General features: G+C 62.2%; 18 protein-coding genes. 8 read left to right on the plus strand and 10 right to left on the minus strand.

The window, feature by feature from the left end; all coding sequences use genetic code 11:
- Positions 1–103 precede the first annotated feature (103 nt).
- Positions 104–742 (plus strand): TetR/AcrR family transcriptional regulator, encoded by a 639-nt coding sequence (locus LMG28727_RS02550; protein WP_201640727.1) that lies wholly within the window; start codon positions 104–106, stop codon positions 740–742.
- An 81-nt stretch (positions 743–823) separates the two neighbouring features.
- Here the strand turns inward: LMG28727_RS02550 and fabV are convergent, their stop codons facing one another.
- On the minus strand, positions 824–2,020 hold the full coding sequence (fabV, locus tag LMG28727_RS02555; protein ID WP_201640728.1) for an enoyl-ACP reductase FabV: 1,197 nt from the start codon (positions 2,018–2,020) through the stop codon (positions 824–826).
- A gap of 160 nt (positions 2,021–2,180) precedes the next feature.
- Here fabV and LMG28727_RS02560 point away from each other — a divergent pair, with 160 nt between their 5' ends.
- On the plus strand, positions 2,181–4,715 hold the full coding sequence (locus tag LMG28727_RS02560) for a penicillin-binding protein 1A (protein ID WP_201640729.1): 2,535 nt from the start codon (positions 2,181–2,183) through the stop codon (positions 4,713–4,715).
- A gap of 273 nt (positions 4,716–4,988) precedes the next feature.
- Here the strand turns inward: LMG28727_RS02560 and LMG28727_RS02565 are convergent, their stop codons facing one another.
- Positions 4,989–6,341: an MFS transporter gene (locus tag LMG28727_RS02565; RefSeq protein ID WP_201640730.1), complete on the minus strand. Its 1,353-nt coding sequence runs from the start codon at positions 6,339–6,341 to the stop codon at positions 4,989–4,991.
- Positions 6,342–6,454: 113 nt separating this feature from the next.
- Entirely contained in the window at positions 6,455–8,332 is a 1,878-nt protein-coding gene (locus LMG28727_RS02570; RefSeq protein WP_201640731.1) for a glycoside hydrolase family 15 protein, read from the minus strand.
- A 413-nt stretch (positions 8,333–8,745) separates the two neighbouring features.
- On the opposite strand from LMG28727_RS02570, the gene LMG28727_RS02575 reads away from it, so the two are divergent.
- Positions 8,746–9,033 (plus strand): hypothetical protein, encoded by a 288-nt coding sequence (locus tag LMG28727_RS02575; protein ID WP_201640817.1) that lies wholly within the window; start codon positions 8,746–8,748, stop codon positions 9,031–9,033.
- Between the two features lie 51 nt (positions 9,034–9,084).
- On the opposite strand, the gene LMG28727_RS02580 is transcribed toward LMG28727_RS02575, so the two are convergent.
- From LMG28727_RS02580 to LMG28727_RS02605, 6 genes are all read right to left on the minus strand, one after another.
- Complete coding sequence (locus LMG28727_RS02580) at positions 9,085–10,281, minus strand: porin (RefSeq protein ID WP_201640732.1); 1,197 nt, start codon at positions 10,279–10,281, stop codon at positions 9,085–9,087.
- 80 nt (positions 10,282–10,361) lie between these two features.
- The gene (locus tag LMG28727_RS02585; protein ID WP_201640733.1) at positions 10,362–11,690 is read right to left on the minus strand and encodes a cytochrome c; all 1,329 of its coding nucleotides are present in this window, start codon (positions 11,688–11,690) and stop codon (positions 10,362–10,364) included.
- Between the two features lie 10 nt (positions 11,691–11,700).
- Positions 11,701–13,305 carry a GMC family oxidoreductase gene (locus LMG28727_RS02590; protein WP_201640734.1) on the minus strand — a complete coding sequence of 535 codons (1,605 nt, stop codon included), beginning with the start codon at positions 13,303–13,305 and terminating at the stop codon, positions 11,701–11,703.
- Positions 13,306–13,347: 42 nt separating this feature from the next.
- A complete protein-coding gene (locus tag LMG28727_RS02595; RefSeq protein WP_201640735.1) occupies positions 13,348–13,947 on the minus strand; it encodes a sorbitol dehydrogenase family protein in 600 nt (199 codons plus the stop codon).
- Positions 13,948–14,454: 507 nt separating this feature from the next.
- Positions 14,455–14,901 (minus strand): cupin domain-containing protein, encoded by a 447-nt coding sequence (locus LMG28727_RS02600; RefSeq protein WP_201640736.1) that lies wholly within the window; start codon positions 14,899–14,901, stop codon positions 14,455–14,457.
- Between the two features lie 4 nt (positions 14,902–14,905).
- Entirely contained in the window at positions 14,906–15,586 is a 681-nt protein-coding gene (locus tag LMG28727_RS02605; protein ID WP_201640737.1) for an FMN-dependent NADH-azoreductase, read from the minus strand.
- A 234-nt stretch (positions 15,587–15,820) separates the two neighbouring features.
- Between LMG28727_RS02605 and LMG28727_RS02610 the strand changes: the two genes are divergently transcribed.
- From LMG28727_RS02610 to LMG28727_RS02625, 4 genes are all read left to right on the plus strand, one after another.
- On the plus strand, positions 15,821–16,258 hold the full coding sequence (locus LMG28727_RS02610; protein WP_201640738.1) for a MarR family winged helix-turn-helix transcriptional regulator: 438 nt from the start codon (positions 15,821–15,823) through the stop codon (positions 16,256–16,258).
- Between the two features lie 99 nt (positions 16,259–16,357).
- On the plus strand, positions 16,358–17,872 hold the full coding sequence (locus LMG28727_RS02615; protein WP_201640739.1) for an efflux transporter outer membrane subunit: 1,515 nt from the start codon (positions 16,358–16,360) through the stop codon (positions 17,870–17,872).
- Positions 17,873–17,915: 43 nt separating this feature from the next.
- Positions 17,916–19,181 (plus strand): HlyD family efflux transporter periplasmic adaptor subunit, encoded by a 1,266-nt coding sequence (locus tag LMG28727_RS02620; RefSeq protein WP_236591562.1) that lies wholly within the window; start codon positions 17,916–17,918, stop codon positions 19,179–19,181.
- 118 nt (positions 19,182–19,299) lie between these two features.
- The gene (locus LMG28727_RS02625) at positions 19,300–20,862 is read left to right on the plus strand and encodes a DHA2 family efflux MFS transporter permease subunit (RefSeq protein ID WP_201640740.1); all 1,563 of its coding nucleotides are present in this window, start codon (positions 19,300–19,302) and stop codon (positions 20,860–20,862) included.
- Between the two features lie 28 nt (positions 20,863–20,890).
- Here LMG28727_RS02625 and LMG28727_RS02630 read toward each other — a convergent pair whose 3' ends face one another.
- Positions 20,891–21,970 carry a DNA-binding protein gene (locus LMG28727_RS02630; RefSeq protein ID WP_201640741.1) on the minus strand — a complete coding sequence of 360 codons (1,080 nt, stop codon included), beginning with the start codon at positions 21,968–21,970 and terminating at the stop codon, positions 20,891–20,893.
- 176 nt (positions 21,971–22,146) lie between these two features.
- On the opposite strand from LMG28727_RS02630, the gene LMG28727_RS02635 reads away from it, so the two are divergent.
- Positions 22,147–23,367: a tyrosine-type recombinase/integrase gene (locus tag LMG28727_RS02635; protein WP_236591563.1), complete on the plus strand. Its 1,221-nt coding sequence runs from the start codon at positions 22,147–22,149 to the stop codon at positions 23,365–23,367.
- The last annotated feature ends 97 nt before the right edge of the window (positions 23,368–23,464 follow it).

Below are 23,464 nucleotides of genomic sequence, written 5' to 3' on the forward strand. Positions count from 1 at the left end.
AGATCGAGGTCAGATAAGACCGGTTGAGTTGTGTTGTGCTGTTGTCGCGAGAACAGCGTTAGAATACGAGTGAACACTCATATTTGAAACTCGCATTTCAGCCATGACTAAATCGACTGCCGGACCTCCTCTGAAGCCCCGTAAATCACCGGTTCAGCGGCGCTCGGCGCAAACGGTGGAGGCGATCCTCGAAGCGGCGGCTCGCATTCTGGAGGCGCACGGTCTGAACGGCTACACGACCAATGCGGTGGCGGAGCGGGCGGGCGTCAGCATCGGCTCGCTGTATCAATACTTTCCGAATCGCGATGCGTTGACGGTGGCGTTGATCGAACGCGAAACCGCGCAACTGATGGCGGACGTGGAAGCGGCGGCGCTGCTCGACGGCTCGCACGACAGCGTTCAGGCCATGGTGCAGGCGTCGGTCGCGCATCAGATGCGCCGGCCGGAACTGGCGCGGATCATCGATTTCGAGGAGCGCAGGCTGCCGCTCGGCGAACGCGATCAGCGGGTCGCCGACACGATTCACGCGATGCTGGTCAACGCGCTGACGGTCAAGGCCGGGGCGCCCGAACTCGACGACGCGAGCCAGGTTGCGCACGATCTGCTGGCGATCGTGCACGGCATGGTCGACTACGCGGGCGAGCGCAGCGAACGCGATGCGGCGGTGCTGGAAGTGCGCGTGATGCGCGCGGTAGATGGGTATGTCGGACAGTCGCGCATCGTCCGCGGCGACCGGCAGTAGTGGCGGACCCAAAGAAAAAGGGCCCGCAGGCCCTTTGGACATTCACCGGCAAGCGAGGCCGTTAAAGCCCCGCAAAGCGCGTCAGACCTGCACCAGCTTCGGAATCTGCACGTCCGGATTGACGTCCGCTTCGTAATCCACGCCGGCAATCTCAAAGCCGAACAGACGCAGAAAATCGGTCTTGTAACCGGCGAAATCGGTCAGCTCGTAGAGATTGTCGTTCGTCACCTGGTCCCACAGCGCCAGCACCTTGCCTTGCACTTCCGGAGCGAGTTCCTTGTAGTCCGCGCGCAGACGGCCTTCGTCGTCGAGATGCGGCGTCGTGCCGTACAGGCTGTCCTTGTACAGCCCATAAACCTGCTCGATACAGCCTTCGTGCGTGCCTTGCTCCTTCATCACCTTGAAGAGCAGCGACAGATACAGCGGCATCATCGGGATTGCCGAGCTGGCCTGCGTCACGACCGCCTTCAGCACCGATACGCGCGCGTCGCCGCCGTTGGCTGCGAGCTTCTCGCGGATGCCCAGCACCTTCTGGTCGAGGTCTTTCTTGGCCGCGCCAATCGAGCCGTTCCAGTAGATGTCGTGCGTGATCTTTTCGCCGAGGTACGTGAACGCGGTGGTCTTCGCGCCGTCCGCGAGCACGCCGGCTTCGAGCAGCGCGTCGATCCACATCTGCCAGTCTTCCCCGCCCATCACTGCGACCGTGTGGTCGATTTCGGTCTGCGTGGCCGGTTCGAGCACGGTTTCGCGGATGACTTCCTTGTCCGTGTCGATGCCGCGCAGGTTCACGGCCTTGCCGACCGGCTTCAGCGTCGAGCTGAACGTTTCGCCGGTTTTCGGATGCGTGCGCTTGGGTGCGGCGAGGCTGTAGACGACCAGATCGACCTGACCCAGATCGCGTTTGATCACCTCGATGGTGCGCTGCTTGACGGCGTCGGAAAACGCGTCGCCGTTGATGCTGGTCGCGTACAGGCCTTTTTCCGTGGCGAATTTCTCGAACGCGGCGGTGTTGTACCAGCCCGCCGTGCCAGCCTTGGTTTCGCTGCCGGCACGCTCGAAGAACACGCCGAGCGTGTCGGCGTCGGAGCCGAATGCCGCGCTGATGCGGGCAGCGAGGCCGTAGCCCGTCGACGCGCCGATCACGAGCACCTTCTTCGGGCCATTCGCGATGGGACCGCGTGCCTTGACGTACTCGATCTGTTCCTTGACGTTGGCTTCGCAGCCGGTCGGGTGAGTTGTTACGCAGATAAAGCCACGCACGCGCGGTTTGATGATCATGAAGCACCTCTTGTCGGAATTGGCGACATTATAGTGGCCCGCGCTTTGCGCCGGATCGTTTGCCTGGGGATCGGGCCGGCGCAGCGTTCACCGAAGCAAAAATCCGCCGCGGCTGTGCGTCTTGGTAGGATTGCGCCTTTCCAGGCAGACGGTAGCAAGTGTGAAGCGCATCATCCCCCCCATTCTGGCGGCTCTCGACAAAGGGCTGACCCTCGCCAATCCGCTCGTCGCCCAGGCACTCTGGCACCTGCGCCATCCCACCCGGCGCGGCGTAGCGTGGGCGTTTGCCGCGCTGCCGGTGCTGTTGCTGCTGTACGCGCTGCTGCTGATTCCGTTCACACCCAGCATCGGCGATATTCGCAAGGCCCGGATCGAACAGCCGGCCCAGATCGTTTCCGCCGACGGCAAGCTGCTCGCGGAATTCAAGCCGTCCAACCGCGAGTGGGTCAAGCTGAAGGACATCTCGCCGAACGTCGTGAACGCGCTGATCGCGACCGAAGATCACCGTTTCTACCAGCATTGGGGGCTCGACTGGCGGCGCACCGCATCGGCGGCGCTGCACACGTTTTCCGGCGACCGGCAGGGCGGCTCGACCATCACGCAGCAACTCGCGCGCAATCTTTATCCCGACGAAATCGGCCGTGCGCCGACGCTCACCCGCAAGCTGAAGGAAGCGATTACCGCATTCAAGATCGAGGCGCTCTACAGCAAGGACGAGATTCTCGAAACCTATCTGAACACGGTGCCGTTTCTGTACAACGCGTATGGGATCGAGATGGCGGCCCGCACCTATTTCGGCAAATCGGCGTCCGATCTGAACGTGCTCGAGAGCGCGACGCTGACCGGCATGCTCAAGGGCAATAGCTATTACAACCCGGTGCTGAATCCGGACCGCGCGCTGGAGCGCCGCAATACGGTGCTCGGCCAGATGGTCAAGTACGGCAAGCTGACGCCGGCCGCGTATCAGACGCTGAGCCGCAAGCCGCTGCGGATCGATTTCGAGCGGCAGACCGAGCCGCCCGGACCCGCGCCGCACTTCGCGCAGCAACTGCGCAAGTGGCTTGCCGCATGGGCCGATCGCAACGACTACAACATCTACTCGGACGGGCTCGTGGTGCGCACCACGATCGATTCGCGTCTGCAGGCCATGGCCACCCAGGCGGTGACGTTGCAGGGCAATCAGTTGCAGGGTATCGCGAACTCGGCGTGGGGCGCGCGTTCCGGCTGCTCGGGCGCGAAGGATCTGATGCCTACTTTCCTGCGCGAAACGCCCGACTATCGCGCCGCGAAAGACAGCGGTCTGAGCGACGACGACGCGCTCAAAAAGCTCGCGTCGGATCGCGCGCTGGTGCAATCGGTCTGCGACACGAAAACCCGCGTGCAGGCCGATTTCCTTGCGATGGACCCGCGCAATGGCCAGATCAAGGCATGGGTCGGCAGCCGCGACTTCAGCCAGGACCCGTTTGATCACGTGCAGCAGGCGCGCCGGCAGCCGGGCTCGACGTTCAAGCCGTTCGTCTACGCGGCCGCTTTCGAGGCGGGCGCGAAACCGGACGAAACTTTCGTCGATAAACCAGTGGAAATTCCGCTGGCGGGCGGCGAAGTCTGGCGCCCGAACGACGAGGACGAGCCGAGCGGGCGCAAGATCAGTCTGCGTGACGGCCTTGCCTATTCGCGCAACCGCATTACCGCGCAGCTGATGGAGCAGGTCGGTCCGAACCGGGTTGCGCGTCTGGCTCGCGCAATGGGCGTGCGCGACAGCGAACTCGATCCGGTGCCGTCGCTCGCGCTCGGCACGAGCCCGGTCACGCTGAAGGAAATGGTGTCGGCGTACGGCACGATCGCCAATCTCGGCGGCTACGTCGAACCGGTGATGGTCACCCGTATCGAGAACCGTAACGGCGACGTGCTGGCCGATTTCGAACCGGTCGCGCCGCAGCAGGAGTTGCCGGTGTCGACGGCCCGCACGCTGGTCGACGTGATGCGCGATGTGGTGAGCCGGGGCACAGGCTCGGCCATCCGCACCCGGTTTGGCGTGCGCGGCGATGTCGCCGGGAAAACCGGCACCACGCAGGGCAACGCGGACGGCTGGTTCATCCTGATTCAACCGCAACTGGTCGCCGGCGCGTGGGTCGGTTTCAACGACAGCCGCGTGACCTTGCGCAGCGATTACTGGGGGCAGGGAGCCCATAGCGCGCTGCCTATCGTCGGCGATTTTTTCCAGCGCGCGCAGCGTTCGAGGCTGATCGATACCCGTCTGAAATTCGATACGCAGCAGGAACCGGGCTGGTTTGCCGAGCGCACGGGCAGGCTGCGCGACTGGTTCGAGCATCTGTTCACCGGGTCGGCAGCGAAGACGGACGCGAAGGTGGCGTCAAGAAGTCCGGCGCGACATGGGACGGTTGCGAGGCCGGCCGAGCCGGTCGTACCGGCTGGGCCGTCCGGCCCGGGTGGAACGGGTGGAACGGGTGGAACGGGTGGAACGGGTGCGGCGGCGGTCGAGCCGCGTGCACTGCCGCAGCCGCCGATTCTCCCGGCGCCTGGTTTATCCACCGTGCCTGCGAACCCGGCGGTCGACGGGGAAGCACACGGCGGTGGCGAACCGGCCCTTGCGCCGACGCCCACACCGGATGATGTCGTGCCATCGGAAGGGGGAAATTCAGGCGCGACGACGGGAGACAATAGCGCGCAGTGACTAGCGTGACTGGAAATGGCCGGCTGGCGGGCGCGATCTGAGTGGCGTCGTCAGCCTGCGAAGTTAATGCGGCGCTTTGGAGGCGCCGCATTCAAACGCATTGCGCATCTTGGGAGCGTGGTGACGCTCCGTTGAAGAGCAAGCCGGGGCGTCAGCGCATGTCGTCAGCGCGTGCGGAAGCGGAATAACCGCAAGCGCCCAAACCCCGACACCGTGACCGGGCAGAACCAGAAACCGCCCCACGGGCCGGGGTGTCGCGCCCTCCCCAGGACACTACGACCGCGCCACCTTCGCCCCTCCGGCAGTGGCCGGATCAGGCATGCCCGACGACGCTTCGAGCGACGGATCGTGATGCAGCAGCAACACCGCTGCCATCCCCACCAGACCCGCACCCGACAGGCACAACAGGCCCGCGCCGAATCCGCCCGTGCTGTCCTTGATCCAGCCCATCGCGAACGGCCCGAAGAAACCGGCCAGATTCCCGAGCGAATTGATCGCCGCGATCCCGCCCGCCGCCGCCGCGCCCGACAGGAACGACGCCGGCAAGGTCCAGATCACCGGCAGACAGCCGAAAATGCCAAACCCGGCAATCGACAGCGCGATCATCTTCTGCACCGGATTATCGAGCCCGGCGGCCGCCGCAATCCCGCCCGCCGCGACCAGCAGCGCAATCGCCACGTGCCATTTGCGTTCGAGCTTGCGGTCCGAGTGACGTCCCCACAGCACCATGCTGATCACCCCGACGATATACGGCAGCGAGGTCACGAACCCGGTCTGCAGATTGGTCAGGCCGAACGACTTCACGATCTGCGGCAGGAAGAAGCTCAGCCCGTAGTTGGTTGCATTGGCACCGAAATAGATCAGCGCGATGGCCAGCACCCGTGGGTTGAACAACGCTTCTTTCACGCTGAACGCATGCACGGACTCACGATGCGCACGCTCCTGCTGCTGGCGCGCGATCAGCCAGTCACGCTCTTCGTCGGCGAGCCAGTGGGCGTCGGCGGGCTTGTCGGTCAGATAGAGCAGCACGCCGAACGACAGCAGGATGGCCGGCATCGCTTCGATCAGATACAGCCATTGCCAGCCGGCCAGGCCGGCACGGCCGTCCAGCGACAGCAGCGCGCCTGAAATCGGCCCGCCGATCACGGTGGACAACGGAATCGCCGCCATGAAATAGCCGACCACGCGACCGCGATAGGCGGCAGGAAACCACAGCGTCAGCAGGAAGATGATGCCTGGGAAAAAGCCCGCTTCGGCAATGCCCAGCAAGATACGCAGGCCGAAAAACACATGCGCGGGTGAGATTCCCGTATAGCGCGAGATATTGGGAATAAATGCCATCGCACCGGCGAGAAGACCCCACGTGAACATGATCCGCGCGATCCAGCGGCGCGCGCCAAAGCGTTCGAGCAGCAGATTGGATGGGACTTCGAAGAAGAAGTACGCGATGAAGAAAACCCCCGCGCCAAAGCCGAAAGCGCTAGCGGAGAAATCCAGCGCCTTGTTCATCTGCAGTGCAGCAAAACCGACATTGACGCGGTCGAGATAGGCAATGAAATAACACAGCATCAGGAACGGCACGAGGCGCGTCATCACGCGTTTAATAGTGCGTGTTTCGAGCTCCATTGATGTCTCCTCCGGTTTAGCGTCCGGGTCATTGAAATGATGTCGTTACAGACTAGTCGCTTATAAGCATTTCCGGAAATCTTTTATGAGGGACGATGTGCCCCGGCCCACGCTTACGTCCATGGAATGTGAACCTTGTCCAGATTGCGATCCAGTTGATACGCGGCGCTGATGAGCGCGAGGTGCGTCAATGCCTGCGGAAAGTTGCCGAGTGCTTCGCCGCTAGTCGCGACTTCTTCGGAAAACAGGCCGACGTGGTTCGCGTACGCAAGCATTTTCTCGAACACGAGGCGGCCTTCGTCGACACGTCCCGCCCGTGCCAGCGCTTCGGCATACCAGAACGAACAGGCGCTGAAACCGCCTTCGACGCCGGGCAGACCGTCGAGGGTTTCGCCGCGCGTGTAGCGGAAAATCAGCGGGTCGACTTTCAGGCCGGCGCCAATCGCGTCGAGCGTACCGAGCCAGCGCGGATCGGTCGGGCCGATAAAACGCACCAGCGGCATCATCAAGGCGGCCGCGTCGAGCGTCTTCGAATCCGGTGTCTGCACGAACGAACGCAATTCGTCGTTCCAGAAATTTTCGTGGATGTCGTGATGAATCGCATCGCGCGTATCGAACCAGCGCTTGAGCGGTGCCGGCAATGAACGTTTTTCCGCCAGACGCAGTGCACGGTCGACCGTCACCCAGCACATCAGCCGCGAATGAAGCAGCGGCCGCAGGCCGTTGCGAAACTCCCAGATGCCGTGGTCCGGTTCGCTCCAATGCTCGACGACGTAGTCGACGGTGCGCGTGACGTCGCGCCAGCCATCGTGCGAAATCGCCGCGCCGTATTTGTTATACAGATAGATCGCGTCGAGCAACGCGCCGTACACGTCGAGCTGCGTCTGATCGCGCGCGGCGTTGCCGATCAGCGGAACAGCGGGGGTGCCGTTTGCGAGCGTGGCAACTTCGGTTTCCTCCGGCGGCTCGTTGCCGTCGACGGTGTACATCACGTTCAGCGAGCCGTCGGAATCGCAATGACGGCTGCGCTCGGCGATCCATTTCATGAAATGCCGGGCCTCGCCGGTATAGCCGAGACGCAGCAGCGCATAGACGGAAAAAGCGGCATCGCGAATCCACGTAAAGCGGTAATCCCAACGGCGCGAACCGTCGAGCGCTTCGGCGAGACCGAAAGTCGGCGCCGCCACGATCGCGCCGTATTCGCTGGAACTGAGCAGCTTGAGCGTCAGCGCCGAGCGCATCACGACTTCCCTATAGCGTCCGCGGTAAGTCGATTGAGCGGACCAGCCTCGCCAGTAACGGACCGTATCGGCCAACGCAGTTTCGCAGTCGAATGCGGCGTCGCGCAGCGCGTCGGCCTCGCCGAAGACGAACCCAGCCGACTCGCCGTCGTGCAGTTCGAACTCGCTGTGCGCGGCGCCCTGGCTTTTGTCGATGGAAAGCGGACCGGTGCTGTTGAGCCGCAGCCGCAGATTGCCTTCGCCGCTGGTGAATTCCACCGCGCGGTCGTCTATCAGATTGGCCGCGGTGTCGCTGCGCGCGTAGGTAAAGCGCGGCTCGCAACGCATTCTGAAGCGCATGCTCCCGTGCACCATCCGCGCCACGCGGATCACGCAGTTCGGCAGCGACGGGGCAGCATTTGCCGGCTCCCTGTCGGGGCCATCGTCATTGCCACCGGCGGGCACCGGCATGAAGTCCATCAACTCGCACACGCCTTCCACCGTCATGAAACGCGTCAGCAGCACGTTGGTATCCGGCAGGTACATCTGCTTGACGTTGGCGGCGTCATCCGCCGGCGTAATCGAAAAAGCGCCGCCGTGCGACGGCTCCAGCAGACCCGCAAAAACGGACGGCGAGTCGATGCGCGGAAAACACATGAAATCGATCGAGCCGCGCAGCGACACCAGCGCGGTCGTTTTCATATTGCCGATCAGCCCGCGGGCATCGGGCGGCAGAGCGGGTCTTGGCGGGATGGGGCGCTCGTCGGGCATAAATGCACACTCCGTGAAACTGCAATGCAGACGGCCTCGCTAGAAATGGAACGGCCTGCCGGGACGCTGCGTCGATGGGTTTGGGTTCGGCACGGCAAGCGCCGCGTTCTATGCAGGCACGCGCCGTGCAATCAAGCCGATGAAGTGAAAAGTGCCGCGCCCGCCGATGTATAGCCTTAGCAACGGCCGTGCCGCGCGGAGCGACGCGGACTTGATTGTTCAAGTGTCCGCAACAGTGTTTCCGTATGAATCGGCTGATCTCTTACGCGCGATTACGGATAATTTGAGATTTGGCGAACGCCTGGAGCGCAAGCGGGTGTGACATGATGAATTGGGATTCAAACGAGATGGATGACTTATCCACGGACAACGTATTGGCCGCGCCGAAGTGGCGAACCCTGTGGCCGGTCCGCATGCAAGGGCTGGTGGCGGCGATCGCCGTGTGTGCGAGCCTCGCAGGATGCGCATCGGGAAGCGACGTGGCTTCCACCAACCAGCCCGGCGTCTACACGGTAGCGGCAAGTGCGACCGGCGGCCGGATGGCATGGGCTCGCGCGCATGAACACGCGATCAACGAAGCACGTGACTATTGTGAGCAACGAGGGATGCAGAGCAGCGTGACGACGGAAACCGTCAGCGGCGTGCAGATGATGGAAGCGCACGCATCGTCGGTGAGCTTCGAGTGTCATCCAAAGTTCTAATCTGAAGCGTGCGTCGCGCTTGATGTGCGCGCCGCACGACCTGCAGCACGTTTAGAACGTCACTGCGATCCCGAGCATGCCGACAAGCTGCGAGTTCGTCGACGAAGGCGTGAGGTTCTGCGAATCGCCCACCACCGGCGCTGCGTCGATCACTGCGCCGGTGCTGTCGAGCGTCTGACCGCTCGCATGCTGCCACGCTTCGACGGCATACAGCGTGGTGCGCTTCGACAGGCGATAGCTCTGCTTGAGCGACACCTGCTGATAACGCGCGGCGTTGGCCACACCATTTCCTTTCGACGCAAACGTGTACGAATAGCCAGCCGCTACGTCGGCAGCGGGCGTGATGGTCCAGCGCGCGAACGCGCCATACGTATTGAACGCTTCGGTATCGACGAAAATCGAATGCGAGCCCGGCAGATAACGCACGTTCGAATACGTGAGACCGGTCAGCACCGAACCGAACTGATAGTTCGCCGAGATCGCCGCATGACGCACCGAACGCGCGGTCACGTAGCCCTGATTCAGCGCAGACACACCAAAGCCGGTCGTCGACGACGAATCGAATGCCGCGCTCGTTGGGCTCGTGTTCGCGTTATCCATTTGCAGATAACCCGCCGCGATCGCAAACGGACCGTTCGTGTAACGCAGCGCGCCGCTCCACGTCTGTCCGCGTCCCGTACTGCCGGCAATGCCGCCGAACGCATACATCGCGCTGGCCTGCAGGCCGAACCATTGCGGCGACACGTAGAGCACCGCGTTATTCGTGCGGATCGTCGTGTCGAGTCCGTCGATATCGCCAGGATGTGCGCCGGTCGCGCCCGTCAGGAAGGTGCTCGATGCGAGCGGCCCGACGAACTGGAAATATGCGGTGTACTGGCGTCCCAGCGTGACAGTGCCGTAGTCGCGGTTGGAGAGTCCCACGAACGATTGCCGATTGAACAGCAATCCACTCGATGAGCTCGCGCCGGTGTTCGGATCGTAGCCTGCCTGGAGGTCGAAGATCGCGGACGTGCCACCGCCGAGATCTTCGCTGCCCTTGATACCGAATTTCGACGAATACAGATTGCCCTGCCGAAGATAAACGTTCGAATGGCCTTTCTGATTGTTCACGTAGGTGAGGGCATCGTCGACCACGCCGTACAGTGTGACGCTGCTTTGTGCACTGGCGGGGAGCGCTGCCGCGCCGGCGGCGGCAGCAAACAACGTGTTGAGGATGACGTTGCGGGTATTACCTTGTTGTTGTTTCATCTGTCCTGCTGCTTATTACCTGTTGCGTGTTACCTGTTGTTGCTTTGCCTGCGCGGCCCGGGTGAACCGCGCAGGTGCGCTCAGCGCATTTTTGCCACGTTAGCCGCGCTCGTCGTGGCGGCCGGGTTACCAAACTGCATGGACAGGAAGTTCACCAGCGTGGCAACGTCGGCATCGCTCAACTGATCCGCGAAACCGGGCATGGCGACGTGAACCTGATTGGTCTGGCGGCTCACACCGTGCAGGACAACCATGGTCAGATTGTTGGGCGTCGCAGCGCCGAGAGCGGTGTTGTGCAACAAAGACGGATAGGCGCCCGCGGAATCGCCACCCACGCCCGTGCCTTGCCAGCCGTGGCAGCTCGCGCAATTGCCGTTGTACAGCGTGCGGCCGTCGGCGGGAGCACCGCCGCCCAGCACCGTCAACGCCTGGTTGCGAAGCTGGCTGACCGACTGGATCGGCGAACCGAACGAGAAGCGCGGCTGCGTTTCGCCGTTGTTGCGCGCCGGGACTGTGCCCAGATAGACGGCCATCGCCTTCAGGTCTTCGGGCGTGAGAAAGCGCGTGCTGTTCTCGACGACTTCCGCCATTGGCCCCGCGGCGTTGGCCTTGCCAGGCGCTGCGCCGTCGCGCAGATACGCGATCAGTTCAGGTTCGGTCCAGCCGCCGATCCCGGCGTTCTTGTCCGGCGTGATGTTGAACGCGGTCCAGTTGCCCAGTTCCGCACCTGCCAGCGCCTTGCTCGACAAACCCTGCATGAAGTTGCGCGGCGTATGACATTCCTGGCAGTGCGCAAGCGCGCCGACCAGGTATGCACCCCGATTCCACTCCGCGCTCTTCGTCGGGTCTTCCTGGAAGCGGCCCGAGCTGAAGTTGAACAGATTCCAGAACATCATCGCCCAACGCTGGTTGAACGGGAACGATAGCGTGTTTTCGGGTGCAGGCTTCGCAACCGGCGCAACCGTGCGCAGATACGCACGAATCGCGAGAATGTCCGCATCGGTCAGTTGCGTGTACGACGTGTACGGCATCGCCGGATACAGACGCTTGCCGTCCTTCGACTTGCCTTCGCGTACCGCGCTGATGAAGTCCGCGTCGCTCAACTGGCCGATACCGTGTACCGGATCCGGCGTGATATTGGTCGAGTAGATCGTGCCGAACGGCAGATTGAACGGCACGCCGCCCGCGAAGGGCTGCGCCTTGTTCGACGTGTGGCACGCAATGCAGTCCGCCGCGCGCGCGAGGTATTCGCCATGCTTGATCTGCGCGGTGTCGTCGGCATGAGCGACGCCGGTGAACGCGAAGCTCGCCAGCGTGGTCAGCGCGGCCGCCGGCAGCCATTTCAGAAGCGCACTGGAAAGCGCGTTGGGAAACCCTTTAAAGGCGCGCCGAGGTTGTGTGTTTGTCATTGTTCGCGCCTCACGCATGCTTCATTTCGTCGATCAGCTTGTCGGCCAGGCGCATCGACAGTGCGGCCAGCGTCAACGTGCAGTTGACCGTGCCCGCGCTCGCCATCGTGCCGCTCGACGCGATGAAGAGGTTGCGGTGATCGTGCGAACGCAGATCCTTGTCGACCACGGAGTCGCGCGGGTCATCGCCCATGATCAGCGTGCCCATGATGTGGTTATTGTTGAAATACGTATCGTCGAACCGTACTTCGGTGCCGCCGAACAGACTCGCGATATTCGCGTAGTGTCCACGCGCTACCTTCGCTGCACGGTTGATGTAATCGTCGATGTGGTAATGCACTTCCGGGCGCGGAATGCCCATCTTGTCCTTGAACTCGGTGCTCGCGGTAATGCGGTTTTCCGGGTCCGGCAGAATGTCGAAGAAGCTGTTCACGACGACCCAGCGCGAGCAGTACTCGCGAATCTTTTCGTCGAGTTCCGCGCCGTACACGCCTTTGCCAATCAGGTAGTCGGTGACTGCGCGCATTGGCGAATAATTGCCGACGTTGATTTTCATCGACGAGTAGTCGGAACGGGTCGGACCGTCGCGCAGATTGTTGATGCACGATAGGCGCATCGGGCCGCGACCGGGCCACATCGGCTCAGCGGAGAGGAACGTGACCGAGGTACCCGGGTGATCCATCAGATTACGGCCCACCTGGTCCGAGCTATTGCCAATACCGTTGGCGAACTTGTCGCTCTTCGAGATCAGCATCAGCTTCGGCGTTTCGATTGCATTCGCCGCGAGCACGAAAATCTTGCCCGTCACGCGATGCGTGGTGCCGTCCGGGTCCTTGTAATGCACGGCGACGATCTGCGCGTTCGCATCGTGTTCGATCCGGTAGACCACCGCGTTTGCCAGCAGGCGAGCTTTCGCGGCTTCGGCTTTACGGATCGCCGTTTCACCGGTGTATTGCGCTTCAATCGGACAGATCGGCATGCAGTTGCTGTTGCCGCAGCACGCGGGGCGGCCGTCGAACGGCGCGGTGTTGCGCGCGGCGGGTTCGGTCACGTGTGCATAGCCAGCTTTCTCGACCACTTCCTTGAAGCGCCGGTCGAAGTCCGACAGCGGCAGCGCCGGGTGAGGGTAGGGCTTCGAGCGCGGCGAACCGAGACCTTCATCGGGACCGCCCACGCCCATTTCGACTTCGGCTTCGTAGTAGTACGGCTCGATGTCGTCGTAACTGATCGGCCAGTCACGGCCCACGCCGTACATCGTCTTCAGCTTCATGTCGTTGGGCAGCAGGCGCCACGATTGCGCGGACCAGTGCCACGTCGTGCCGCCCACCATCCGCAGATAACCCGCCTTATACGGCTCCGGCCCACGCTGAATCAGGTAGTCGTTATTCGGCGAGTACTGCGGATGCGGCGCGTGCTCGGTCGGCGGATACGGCGACTGGAAGTCGGACTTGAACGGGCTGTTGCGATAGTTCTCGACGACACGCCAGCGCTCGATGCGCGGACCGGCCTCGAGCATCAGCACGTCGATGCCGGCTTTGGCGAGTTTCTGCGCGATCTGCCCGGCGGCGATCCCGGCGCCGACGATCACGACGTCGGCAGAGTTATTCGATGGCATGGCGGTTCAGACTGGATCAGGAATGGGGATCGGATTGCGCGATCACGATTGCAGCAAGCGGGGCGGTTGCGCCCAATAGCCAGGGACGCCGCGAGCGAAACTCGGCATCACGATGACGTCGGCGATCGGCGGATACATCAGCGCCTGTTCATACGCGACAGTCCGTGCCTTCGCGCCGGTGCCGACCACGCCCAGATACCACGCGGGCATGATCCGCTTCGGCACCGTCGCAAGCGCCGGCTGGCTGCTGTCGAGCACCTGTTGCAGGCCGTTCGCAGGCGTCTTCGAACTGGCGACGAAGTCGTTGAGCTGCGCCACCTGCTGGGTGAAATGCGGATCACCGTCGACGAGGTTCGCGAAAATCGCGTGGCCAATTTCGACGTCGAGCGTGTTCTTACCGGTCAGGTATTGCGATAGACGCATGAACGCTGCGAAATCCGCGTTGCCGGTGCTGCCCGCAGCGGTCTGCGCGACAGCGCTGCCGAGACCGGGCAAGCCGGTATGGCGCGCCAGGCCAACCAGACCGGCGGCGGCAACGATAGCGGAGCCGACAATGAATTGCCGGCGCGAAGGCGTGAATGACGGCGTCTGCGAAGGCGTCAATGGCGACGGCGAATTGCCCGGAGACTCATTCTTTGGCATTTCGATTTCTCGTGAGAAAGGGGTGTCCAGCTATACGGGCGAGATGCATCGACAATGCTCGACAGACAACCGGACAGCATCGGGATTCGCTCGCGCGGTGGTTTAACTGGTTAGTACACGGACGACGGCCCGCATTCTACGTGAAGCGAAAAGATGATGCACCGCGCAAAACATGGAAATGATTATCGCGAAATCCGTAAAAATACAACGACGTATCTGAACGAAGAGACGCTCGCGTACCAACGCCTATATAGAGGAGGCCGTGGCGCGTAATAGCTGGAAAATTAGCTGGAAAATTCAGTCTAGGAAAAAAACGGACGCTATGGCAACTCTCCACGCGACGGTAAAAAACAACAGACTGGTTGTTTTTTTAATTGACGTGGCGACCTTAGGGGAATGCAGCGGTGACGGGAAGCGTAGGTAATTGATGGAAAGCATTCGGGGCGCTCAGCGCGCCCCGACAACTACTGGATTTTAAATTTGAAGTCAGCGTGTCTTCAAATGGGTTCAGTTCTTATCGAACGTGACGAGGTTTTTATCTTTCGTGTCTGCCACGAAAATGGCGAGCAGCCTGGCGGGTTCGGTCGCGCTCGCATTTTCGCTGACCGTGTGATGAGCGCCCGGCTTTTCGGTCCAGGATTCGCCCGCGTGATAGACGCGTGCATCGCCGTCGTTGACCTGGCTGCGGATCGCACCCGACAGCACGTAGCCCACCACAAAAGCCTGTCCATGACGATGCGACGCCGACTTGCCACCCGGCGCATAGTCGACGACCAACGCGGTCATGGTCTTGCCCGGTACGTTCGCGATGGCTTCGGCGAACGCGGGGGTGATCGTTTCGCGGGCGACAGGGGCGCTGGTTGCGTCGGTGGCGGCAGCCGCTGCCGGGATTGCGCCGGCCATGATCGATAAACCTGCCAATGCCGCTGCTGCGATGAGTGTGCGCATGTTCATGGCGTTACTCCTGACAGGCTGTCATGACTTCATCGTTCGTTTCGACGCTCGATGAAGACTTCGCCCACTCCACAGCCACCGCGTCCAGTTCCGCATGCGCCCGCTCCAGCGCTTCAGTGCGCGCCTCCGGGTCGGCAAACTGCAGCGGCTGCGCGTCGACGAACGTCGGATCGGCTACGCCAAGAAAACCGAACGCCGCTTTCAACGCAGGCGTGAGCGCGTCCATCGCCGCATAAGGCGAGCCTGCACGCAGATCCGCGCCCCGGCTGGTGATGAACAGCACCTTCTGACGCCCGAGTTGGCCGGCCGTGTGGCCGTCGTCGGTGAAAACGTAAGTCAGGTTGGTGCGCGTTACGCTGTCAATGAACGCCTTGAACGCCGACGGCATCGACCAGTTGTACATGGGCATCGCGAAGACCAGCGCGTCGGCAGCAAGCAGGCGCTCGCACAGTGCGTCCGACGAAGCCAGCGTGGCCTTCATCGCGTCCGTGCGCTGGTCCGCCGGCGTGTAGGTCGCAATCGCAAACGCTTCGGTAACATGCGGCGGGGTATCGACCGTGACATCCAGATAATCGATGTCCAGATCGACATGCTGTTCGCGCAGGCGCTCGAGAAAATAGCGGCTCAATGCGCGGGAATTGGATCGCTCGCGCTTCGCGCTAGCGTCGACGTGCATGATCTTCATGATTTCGTCCTTCCGGTAGTGACTTGACCTGACCGCAGATTAGACGCTCGACTGGCTTTAAGAAATGACCGGTTTTGTCTAATTTCAGGTGACCACTTTGACGGGAGGCTGCAACCGCAGCGCGCTTTGGCGCGCGCCACAATGCGCTGTTACTGAAACACTGAAGTGTCAAAATCAATTTTGACACTATCTGACTTTGCAGATAAAGTTCGGCGCATCAATCTGGAGGCTCCGATGAACCACTACTCGCCGGAAAATTTCACCCTGACGCAGAGCGTGGGGTTCTCGATCACCAAAGCACGCAACCTGTTGATCACCGAGATGGACGCAGCGCTCAAGGAACTCGGCATCACCAGCCAGCAAATGGGCATTCTGTTGTCACTCGCCCGCGGCCTTGCGACCACGCCGTTCGAATTGTCGCGGCTGCTTGGCATCGACACCGGCCTGATGACGCGCATGCTCGACAAGCTGGAAACGAAGGGCTTGCTGGAACGCTCGCGCAGCGTTGAAGACCGCCGCGTCGTCAACCTGACGTTGACGACAGAAGGGGAGGCCGTTGCCGCGCACATTCCGGCAATAGCGCCAGTGGTTCTGAACCGGCGCCTGAGAAAATTTACCAAAACCGAATTTGACGAATTGCGTCGCCTGCTCAACAAGTTTCTCGCCGATTAGGCACGGCCCCATGCGGCACGACGCGAAAGCGTAAAGCAGGGCAATCCGCTGCGACCACGCGCAGCGATTTTTACACCCAATTATCTGACAGGTCAGAAAATGAACGAACAGTTAATTCAGCAGACAACCGGGTCGCGGGTCGCAAGGGCCGGTGTGTCGGTGATCTTCGCGGCCGTACTGTCGGCCTGCGCGAATTACGCCGGTATTTCGAGCGACAAACAGATGGCGCAGCCGCAGACCTACGCGACGCAGCAGAGCATTGCGCCAGACAACGGCCATTGGCCGGCCGCCGATTGGGCCGATCAGTTCGGCGATGCGCAACTGAAGGCGTTGCTCACGGAAGCGCTGCAGGGCAATCCGTCGATCGAGCAGGCAAGGGCCCGGGTCGCCGCCGCCGCCGCGTACAGCGACACGGCGAAGGCCAGCACCATGCCGCAGGTTGGCGCGAGCTATTCCTTCACGCGACAACAGTATTCGAGTACCGCACTGGTGCCGCCGCCCTATGCCGGTTCATGGCAATCGGAGAACAAAGGCCTGCTCTCCGCTTCGTACGATCTCGACCTGTGGGGCAAGAATCGCGAAGCGTTGAAGGCGTCGTTGTCGCAATTGCAGGCCAGTCAGGCGGACGCCGAAGTCGTCAAACTGTCGCTCACGTCGGCCACCGCGAGGGCGTATAACCAGCTCGCGCGGCTCTATGCTTTACGCGACATCGCGCAGCAGGAAATCACGCAACGCGAACAGATCGACCGCATCACTGCGCAGCGCATTGCCAACGGGCTGGACACGCAGGTCGAACGCAAGACCGCGCAGGCCAATCTCGCCACCAGTCGCGCGACTCTGGCGGCCATTGACGGCAGCATTCTCACCACGCGCTATGAGCTAGCGGCGTTGCTTGGCGCTGGACCTGACCGCGGACTGGCGATCAGCCGGCCCGCGCTGGGTGTCGGCGATGAAGTGCGTCTGCCGGACAATCTGCCCGCCGATCTGGTGAGCCGCCGTCCCGATCTGGTCGCCGCGAAATGGCGCGTGGATGCGTTGACGCACGACGTGAAAGAGGCGAAGGCCGAGTTCTATCCGGACATCAACCTGAGCGCGGCGATCGGACTCGACGCGTTTGGCTTCGGCCGGTTTCTGACGGCGGCGAGCCGCACGGCATCGGCGGGTCCGGCAATCCATCTGCCGATCTTCGACGGTGGCCAGTTGCGTGCGCAGTTGAAGGGCCGTTACGCCGATTTCGATTACGCCGTCGCCACCTACAACCAGACGCTGATCACCGCGCTGTCCGAAGTCGCGACACAGCTCGCGCAGATCCGCTCGACCGACCAGCAACTCGGCGACGCGCTGGCCGCCCAGGACGCCGCCAGCAGCGCCGACCAGCTGGCGTTGACGCAGTACAAGGCGGGCCTCGCGAATCAGTTGACCGTTCTGAATGCGGACACGACCGCGCTGGCCGCCGACCAGCAGGTCGCCAATCTCAGCATGAACCGGCGCGATCAGCAGATCGCGTTAGCGGCGGCGCTTGGCGGCGGCTATGTCGATAGCGACGACGCGGCCCGTTCTGTTGCGTCAGTGAAATCAAAACAATCCATTCAACCCGTCGTCGCCGCGCGCTGACACGCAATCGCGACACTTTCCTATCCTGTCAGGAGCTACAAAAATGAGCGATACGATCGATGCCATCCGCGCGAAGGAACCGGCGGACCAGGCCCATCAAGCAGACCCTCAGACGGCCGATGAAGCGCAGCCGTCCACCAAACGCAAATTGCTGCTCGGCCTGCTCGCTGCGGGCGTCGTGCTGGCGGGCGCGGGTTATGGCGCGTACTACTTCACGGTGGCCCGCTTTTACCAGTCCACCGACGACGCGTACGTCAGCGGCAATCTCGTTCAACTGACGCCGCAAGTGACCGGCACGGTCGTCGCGGTGAATGCCGATGACACGCAGATCGTCAAGCAGGGCGCGCCGGTCGTCACACTCGATAACGCCGACGCGAAAATCGCGCTGTCGAACGCGGAAGCGACACTCGGCCAGACAGTGCGCCAGGTCAGCGGTCTCTACGTGAACAACGATTTCTACGCGGCGACAGTCGCGCAACGTCAATCCGATCTCACGCGCGCCAACGACGACCTCAAGCGCCGTCAGGCGGTGGCCGATACCGGCGCAGTGTCCGGTGAAGATATCGCCCATGCCCGCGACGCGGTCAGCGCCGCGCAGGCCGCGCTCGACGCCGCTCGCCAGCAGGCCGAAGCCAATCACGCGCTGACCGACCGCACGTCGATCGAACAGCATCCGAACGTGCAGGCTGCTGCGTCTAAAGTGCGTGACGCCTACCTGAATTACGCCCGCAACACGTTGCCCGCGCCGGTGACCGGCTACGTCGCGCGACGTTCGGTGCAGGTCGGTCAGCGCGTCGCGCCCGGCACGCCGCTGATGGCGATCGTGCCGCTCAACGGCGTGTGGGTCGACGCCAACTTCAAGGAAGGCCAACTCAGGCACATGCGTATCGGTCAACCCGTCACGCTTTCCGCGGACGTGTATGGGTCGGGCGTCAAGTATCACGGGCGGGTGGTGGGCTTTTCAGCGGGAACGGGCTCCGCATTCGCGGTGCTGCCCGCGCAGAACGCGACCGGCAACTGGATCAAGGTCGTGCAACGGTTGCCCGCGCGGATCGAACTCGATCAGCGCGAACTGGACGCGCATCCGTTGCGGATTGGCCTGTCGATGCAGGTCGATGTCGACACGCACGAAGAGTCGGGCGCACAACTCGGCGCAGCGGTCAATACGTCGTACCGCACCGATGTATTCGCGCAGTACGGCGACGAGGCGGACGCGGAGATCGCTCGAATCATCGAGCAGAACATGCCGGCAAAGCGCCAGGCGTTAGCGGGCACGGCATCGAAAAACACGGTACGTAAAGCAGGTTAGTGGCCCCGCAGGCGGTTTCAAGCGCACATGAAGCAGAAATCGCAGTTATACGGGGCCATGTTTTTTGCCCATTTAACTGATACGTCAGATAGTTTTATCTTTGTCGACAGGTGATGAAATGAATGGATCGAGCAACGCATCCACGCTGCCGCCCTTGACCGGCGGCAAGCTCGTGCTCGCAACCGTGGCCGTGGCGCTGGCCACCTTTATGAACGTGCTGGATTCGTCGATTGCGAACGTCGCGATCCCGACGATTGCGGGCAACCTGGGCGTGTCGGTGGACGAGGGCACCTGGGTGATTACGCTATTCGCCGCGGCCAATGCCATCGCGATTCCGTTGACCGGATGGCTCACGCAACGCGTCGGGCAGATCAAGCTGTTCGTCTGGGCGATCCTGTTATTCGTGCTGTCGTCGTGGCTGTGCGGCATTGCGCCGACTCTGCCGATCCTGCTCGGCGCGCGAATCCTGCAAGGCGCGGTGGCCGGTCCGCTGATTCCGCTGTCGCAAGCGATCCTGCTCGGTTCGTATCCGAAGGAAAAAAGCTCGCATGCGCTGGCGTTATGGGCGATGACCGCGACTGTCGGCCCGATCGCCGGCCCGGCACTGGGCGGCTGGATCACCGACAGCTACTCGTGGTCGTGGATTTTCTACATCAACATTCCCGTGGGACTGTTTGCCGCGAGTGTGACGTGGATTATCTACCGTCACCGCGAAACGCCGACCAAACGCTTGCCGATCGACAAAATAGGGCTGCTCTCGCTGATCGCATGGGTCGGCTCGCTGCAGATCATGCTCGACAAGGGCAAGGATCTCGACTGGTTCAACTCGCCGGTGATCGTCGCTTTGACCGTGTTCGCCGCGATCAGCTTCGTGTTCTTCGTGATCTGGGAGCTGACCGAAAAGAACCCGATCGTCGATTTGAAATTGTTCGGAAGACGAAACTTTCTCGGCGGCACGATTGCGATTTCAGTGGCCTATGCGGTGTTTTTCTCCAATCTCGTGTTGTTGCCACAATGGATGCAGGAGTACCTGAACTACCGTTCCGTCGATGCGGGTCTCGCCACCGCGCCGCTCGGCATCTTCGCGGTGATTCTCGCGCCGGTGATGGCGAAAATCATGCCGAAGTCGGACGCGCGGGTGCTGGCGACGTTGGCGTTCCTGGGTTTTGCAGGCGTGTTCTTCATGCGCTCGCACTACACCACTGGCGTGGATACGTGGACGCTCGTGTTGCCGACCTTGCTGCAAGGCGTGCCGACCGCACTGTTCTTTGTGCCGCTCACCGCGATCATTCTGTCGGGTCTTCCGGCCGCCAAAATTCCGGCGGCGGCGGGGCTGTCGAATTTCGCGCGCGTGTTTGCCGGCGCGGTGGGGACATCGCTGGCAGCGACAGGCTGGAACGATCGGACGATCCTGCATCACGCGCAACTGGCTGAGCAAACCAGCGTCAACAATCCAACTTTCGTTGGCGCGCTGGATTCGCTGCAACACTCGTTAGGCGGCAGTGCATCGCAGGCGATGGCGTTCTTCGAGCAATCAATGAACGCGCAGGCGGCCATGCTTGGTCTGAACGATATTTTCTGGCTCTCGTCGGTGATCTTCGTGCTGATCATTCCGCTGATCTGGGTGACGAAGCCCGATCAGTCGAGCTCAGCTGCGGCTGCGGGCGCAGGTGGGCATTGAGTGTGAGCGAACCGCAGCCAAAGCGGGATCATGGCTTCTGACCGGACGGGCGCCTCACAAACGGACCGCCCGATAAATCGATCGACGCCCGCCCTTGCGCGTCTGCTTTGACGCGCGAGCGTGAGCGGCGGCCAAGGTGAGGGTGAGGGCGCCCGAGCGTTGTGTCGGCCCGCGCCGCTTCCAGCCGCAGCGCCAACGTGTCGACACGTTGGCGAAGCAGTTCGCTCGCAGCAAGACGCTCGGCCAGCAGCGCGTCTTTTTCGGCAGACAGTGCGTCGATCTCCGAACATCGTGCCGCCGATGCCGCCAGTTCGGCCTTCGCGGTAGCCAGCGCGTCCCGCAAAGCATCGCGCTCGGACCGATGCTCGGCCTCGACCAACGTCGTCCGTTCATTGATGGCCTGCCATTCCTTGCGCACGCGGGCCGCCGCCGCCCGTTCGCTTTCAATCTCGAGCAGCGCCCGCTTTTCAGCCGCCGCGAGCCGCTGCTCGTTCTGATCGTGCGATTGACGCAGCTTGGCCAGTTCCTCGGCGAAGTCGCGCCTTGCATCGGCCAGCGCCACGGCGCCCGCCGCAATTTCTTCCTTCGATAACGCGAGTTGCTTCGTCAGCATGTCGTTAGCGGTTTGAAGCTCGACCAGGCGCGCCTCGAGCGCACCGATCTGCTGTCCCAGCGCGACGGCGGTGTCCGCCGCCTGTTCGGCTTTCCGGGATGCTTCGGTGCGTTGCAATTCTGCGTTCGACGCACGTTCACGCGCCGCGGCCAGTTCAGCTTGGGCATCCTGCCTGAACACCTCCAGACCGGCGTTCGCGGCATCGCTCGACAAGCGCCACAGATTGGCCGCCAGCTCGCCAGCCGCCGCCGCGACTTCGGCCGGCAAATCTGGACGACCGACATCGACCCGGGTTTTCTCCCGAACCTCGACCCAGAAATCCCGCAGCGCCTTGGCCGGCGCGCTCATGCTGCCTTTACGCACGAGCTGGTACAGGCGGTTGGCCGTCGGCGTTTCGCCGTACCGGAAGAACATCAGCGCACAAACCTCCCTATATAGCGCCTGCGTGTCGGAAACGCGTTCTCGGACCATTTCGATGTCGGATTCAAGTGTCATGGCGGGATGGTGTGGAGACGTAGCGAAGATATGTTGATAATACAACGTATTTTATAAAATTCGCTACTTTCCCCATGTTGATACACGACATTAGTACTATAATGTCGTGTATTGTATGTTGTGGTCTAATCTGACACTTCCACCGCATTTCCCCAGCCATCTGGAGCCTTCAAACCGTGTCCAATGCCCAGCTCGCCACCGTGCAGCCCGTCGAAACGCTCGCCGTGCCCGAAAGTCTCGACGGCCGCGACGGCACCAATCGCGGCGCGATCGAAACCTCGCAGCTCTCGGCCCGCAACGATCTGGACGCGGTCCGCGCGTGGCTGTCGAATTACGCGGATACCAAAACCACGCTCGACAACTACCGCAAGGAAGCCGAGCGATTGTTGCTGTGGGCGGTCGTGCAACTCGGCAAGCCGCTGTCGTCGCTCACGCATGAAGACCTGCTGGTGTTCAAGACCTTTCTGACCGACCCGCAGCCGGCCAGCCGCTGGGTGTCGGCCAACGGCGGCAAGTATCCGCGCAGCGACGAACGCTGGCGCCCGTTCAACGGGCCGCTGTCGCCAGCCAGCCAGCGCCAGGCGCTGATCATCCTCAACGCGATGTTCACGTGGCTGGTCAGCGCCGGGTATCTGCGTGGCAATCCCATGGCGCTGTTGCGGCAACGGGCCAAGCGCTCCGCACCGCGCGTCACCCGCTATTTATCGACATCGCTGTGGGATGAGGTCAAGTTGTTCGTCGAACAACTGCCGCAAGACACCGACGCGCAACGCGCATACTACGCGCGCTGCCGCTGGCTGACCACGCTGTTCTATCTGCAAGGCATGCGAATCTCGGAAGTGGCCGGCGGCCAGATGGGCAGTTTTTTCAGGCGGCTCGGTACCGACGGCAAAGATCAATGGTGGCTGGAAACGCTGGGCAAAGGCGACAAGGAACGGATCGTTCCGGTATCCGTCGAGCTGATTCAGGAACTGCGCGGCTATCGTCTGGCGAACGGCCTCGCTGCCCTGCCCGTGCGGTCCGAGGAAATCCCGCTCGTGATTCCGTTCAAGGGCAGAAATCGCTGCCTGTCACGTTCCGCGATTCACGATGCGATCAAGGGCATTTTCAGCGGCGCGGCACTCTGGTTGCGCACCAAGGGTTCGGAATTCGCCGACCGCGCCGACGAACTCGAACGGGCCTCGGCGCACTGGCTTCGCCACACCGCAGGTTCCCATCAGGCGGACGGCGGCGTCGATCTGCGCACGATCCGCGACAACCTCGGGCACGTGTCGCTGAACACGACCAGCCTGTACCTGCACACGGAAGACGATGCACGGCACACCGAGACCGTCAAACGTCACCGGATGAACTGGGGCGCCCCTGACACCACAGACGACACGACGGGCGACGTATAGCGCACGCAACACCACGTAATAGCCCGTAATTTTTACGATTGGCCAGAACGCAAGCGTTGCTATCAAGAACCCCGATCCGTGTCCGTTATTAGTAAGT

It is taken from the genome of Paraburkholderia metrosideri (assembly GCF_904848625.1).
In the GTDB taxonomy this organism is placed as follows: domain Bacteria; phylum Pseudomonadota; class Gammaproteobacteria; order Burkholderiales; family Burkholderiaceae; genus Paraburkholderia; species Paraburkholderia metrosideri.

What these genes read in the sequence shown, in the direction of transcription:
- LMG28727_RS02550 (WP_201640727.1), top strand. Translation starts at nt 104, where the DNA reads ATGACTAAATCGACTGCCGGACCTCCTCTGAAGCCCCGTAAATCACCG.
- fabV (WP_201640728.1), bottom strand. Translation starts at nt 2,020, where the DNA reads ATGATCATCAAACCGCGCGTGCGTGGCTTTATCTGCGTAACAACTCAC.
- LMG28727_RS02565 (WP_201640730.1), bottom strand. Translation starts at nt 6,341, where the DNA reads ATGGAGCTCGAAACACGCACTATTAAACGCGTGATGACGCGCCTCGTG.
- LMG28727_RS02570 (WP_201640731.1), bottom strand. Translation starts at nt 8,332, where the DNA reads ATGCCCGACGAGCGCCCCATCCCGCCAAGACCCGCTCTGCCGCCCGAT.
- LMG28727_RS02575 (WP_201640817.1), top strand. Translation starts at nt 8,746, where the DNA reads ATGCAAGGGCTGGTGGCGGCGATCGCCGTGTGTGCGAGCCTCGCAGGA.
- LMG28727_RS02580 (WP_201640732.1), bottom strand. Translation starts at nt 10,281, where the DNA reads ATGAAACAACAACAAGGTAATACCCGCAACGTCATCCTCAACACGTTG.
- LMG28727_RS02585 (WP_201640733.1), bottom strand. Translation starts at nt 11,690, where the DNA reads ATGACAAACACACAACCTCGGCGCGCCTTTAAAGGGTTTCCCAACGCG.
- LMG28727_RS02590 (WP_201640734.1), bottom strand. Translation starts at nt 13,305, where the DNA reads ATGCCATCGAATAACTCTGCCGACGTCGTGATCGTCGGCGCCGGGATC.
- LMG28727_RS02595 (WP_201640735.1), bottom strand. Translation starts at nt 13,947, where the DNA reads ATGCCAAAGAATGAGTCTCCGGGCAATTCGCCGTCGCCATTGACGCCT.
- LMG28727_RS02600 (WP_201640736.1), bottom strand. Translation starts at nt 14,901, where the DNA reads ATGAACATGCGCACACTCATCGCAGCAGCGGCATTGGCAGGTTTATCG.
- LMG28727_RS02605 (WP_201640737.1), bottom strand. Translation starts at nt 15,586, where the DNA reads ATGAAGATCATGCACGTCGACGCTAGCGCGAAGCGCGAGCGATCCAAT.
- LMG28727_RS02610 (WP_201640738.1), top strand. Translation starts at nt 15,821, where the DNA reads ATGAACCACTACTCGCCGGAAAATTTCACCCTGACGCAGAGCGTGGGG.
- LMG28727_RS02615 (WP_201640739.1), top strand. Translation starts at nt 16,358, where the DNA reads ATGAACGAACAGTTAATTCAGCAGACAACCGGGTCGCGGGTCGCAAGG.
- LMG28727_RS02620 (WP_236591562.1), top strand. Translation starts at nt 17,916, where the DNA reads ATGAGCGATACGATCGATGCCATCCGCGCGAAGGAACCGGCGGACCAG.
- LMG28727_RS02625 (WP_201640740.1), top strand. Translation starts at nt 19,300, where the DNA reads ATGAATGGATCGAGCAACGCATCCACGCTGCCGCCCTTGACCGGCGGC.
- LMG28727_RS02630 (WP_201640741.1), bottom strand. Translation starts at nt 21,970, where the DNA reads ATGACACTTGAATCCGACATCGAAATGGTCCGAGAACGCGTTTCCGAC.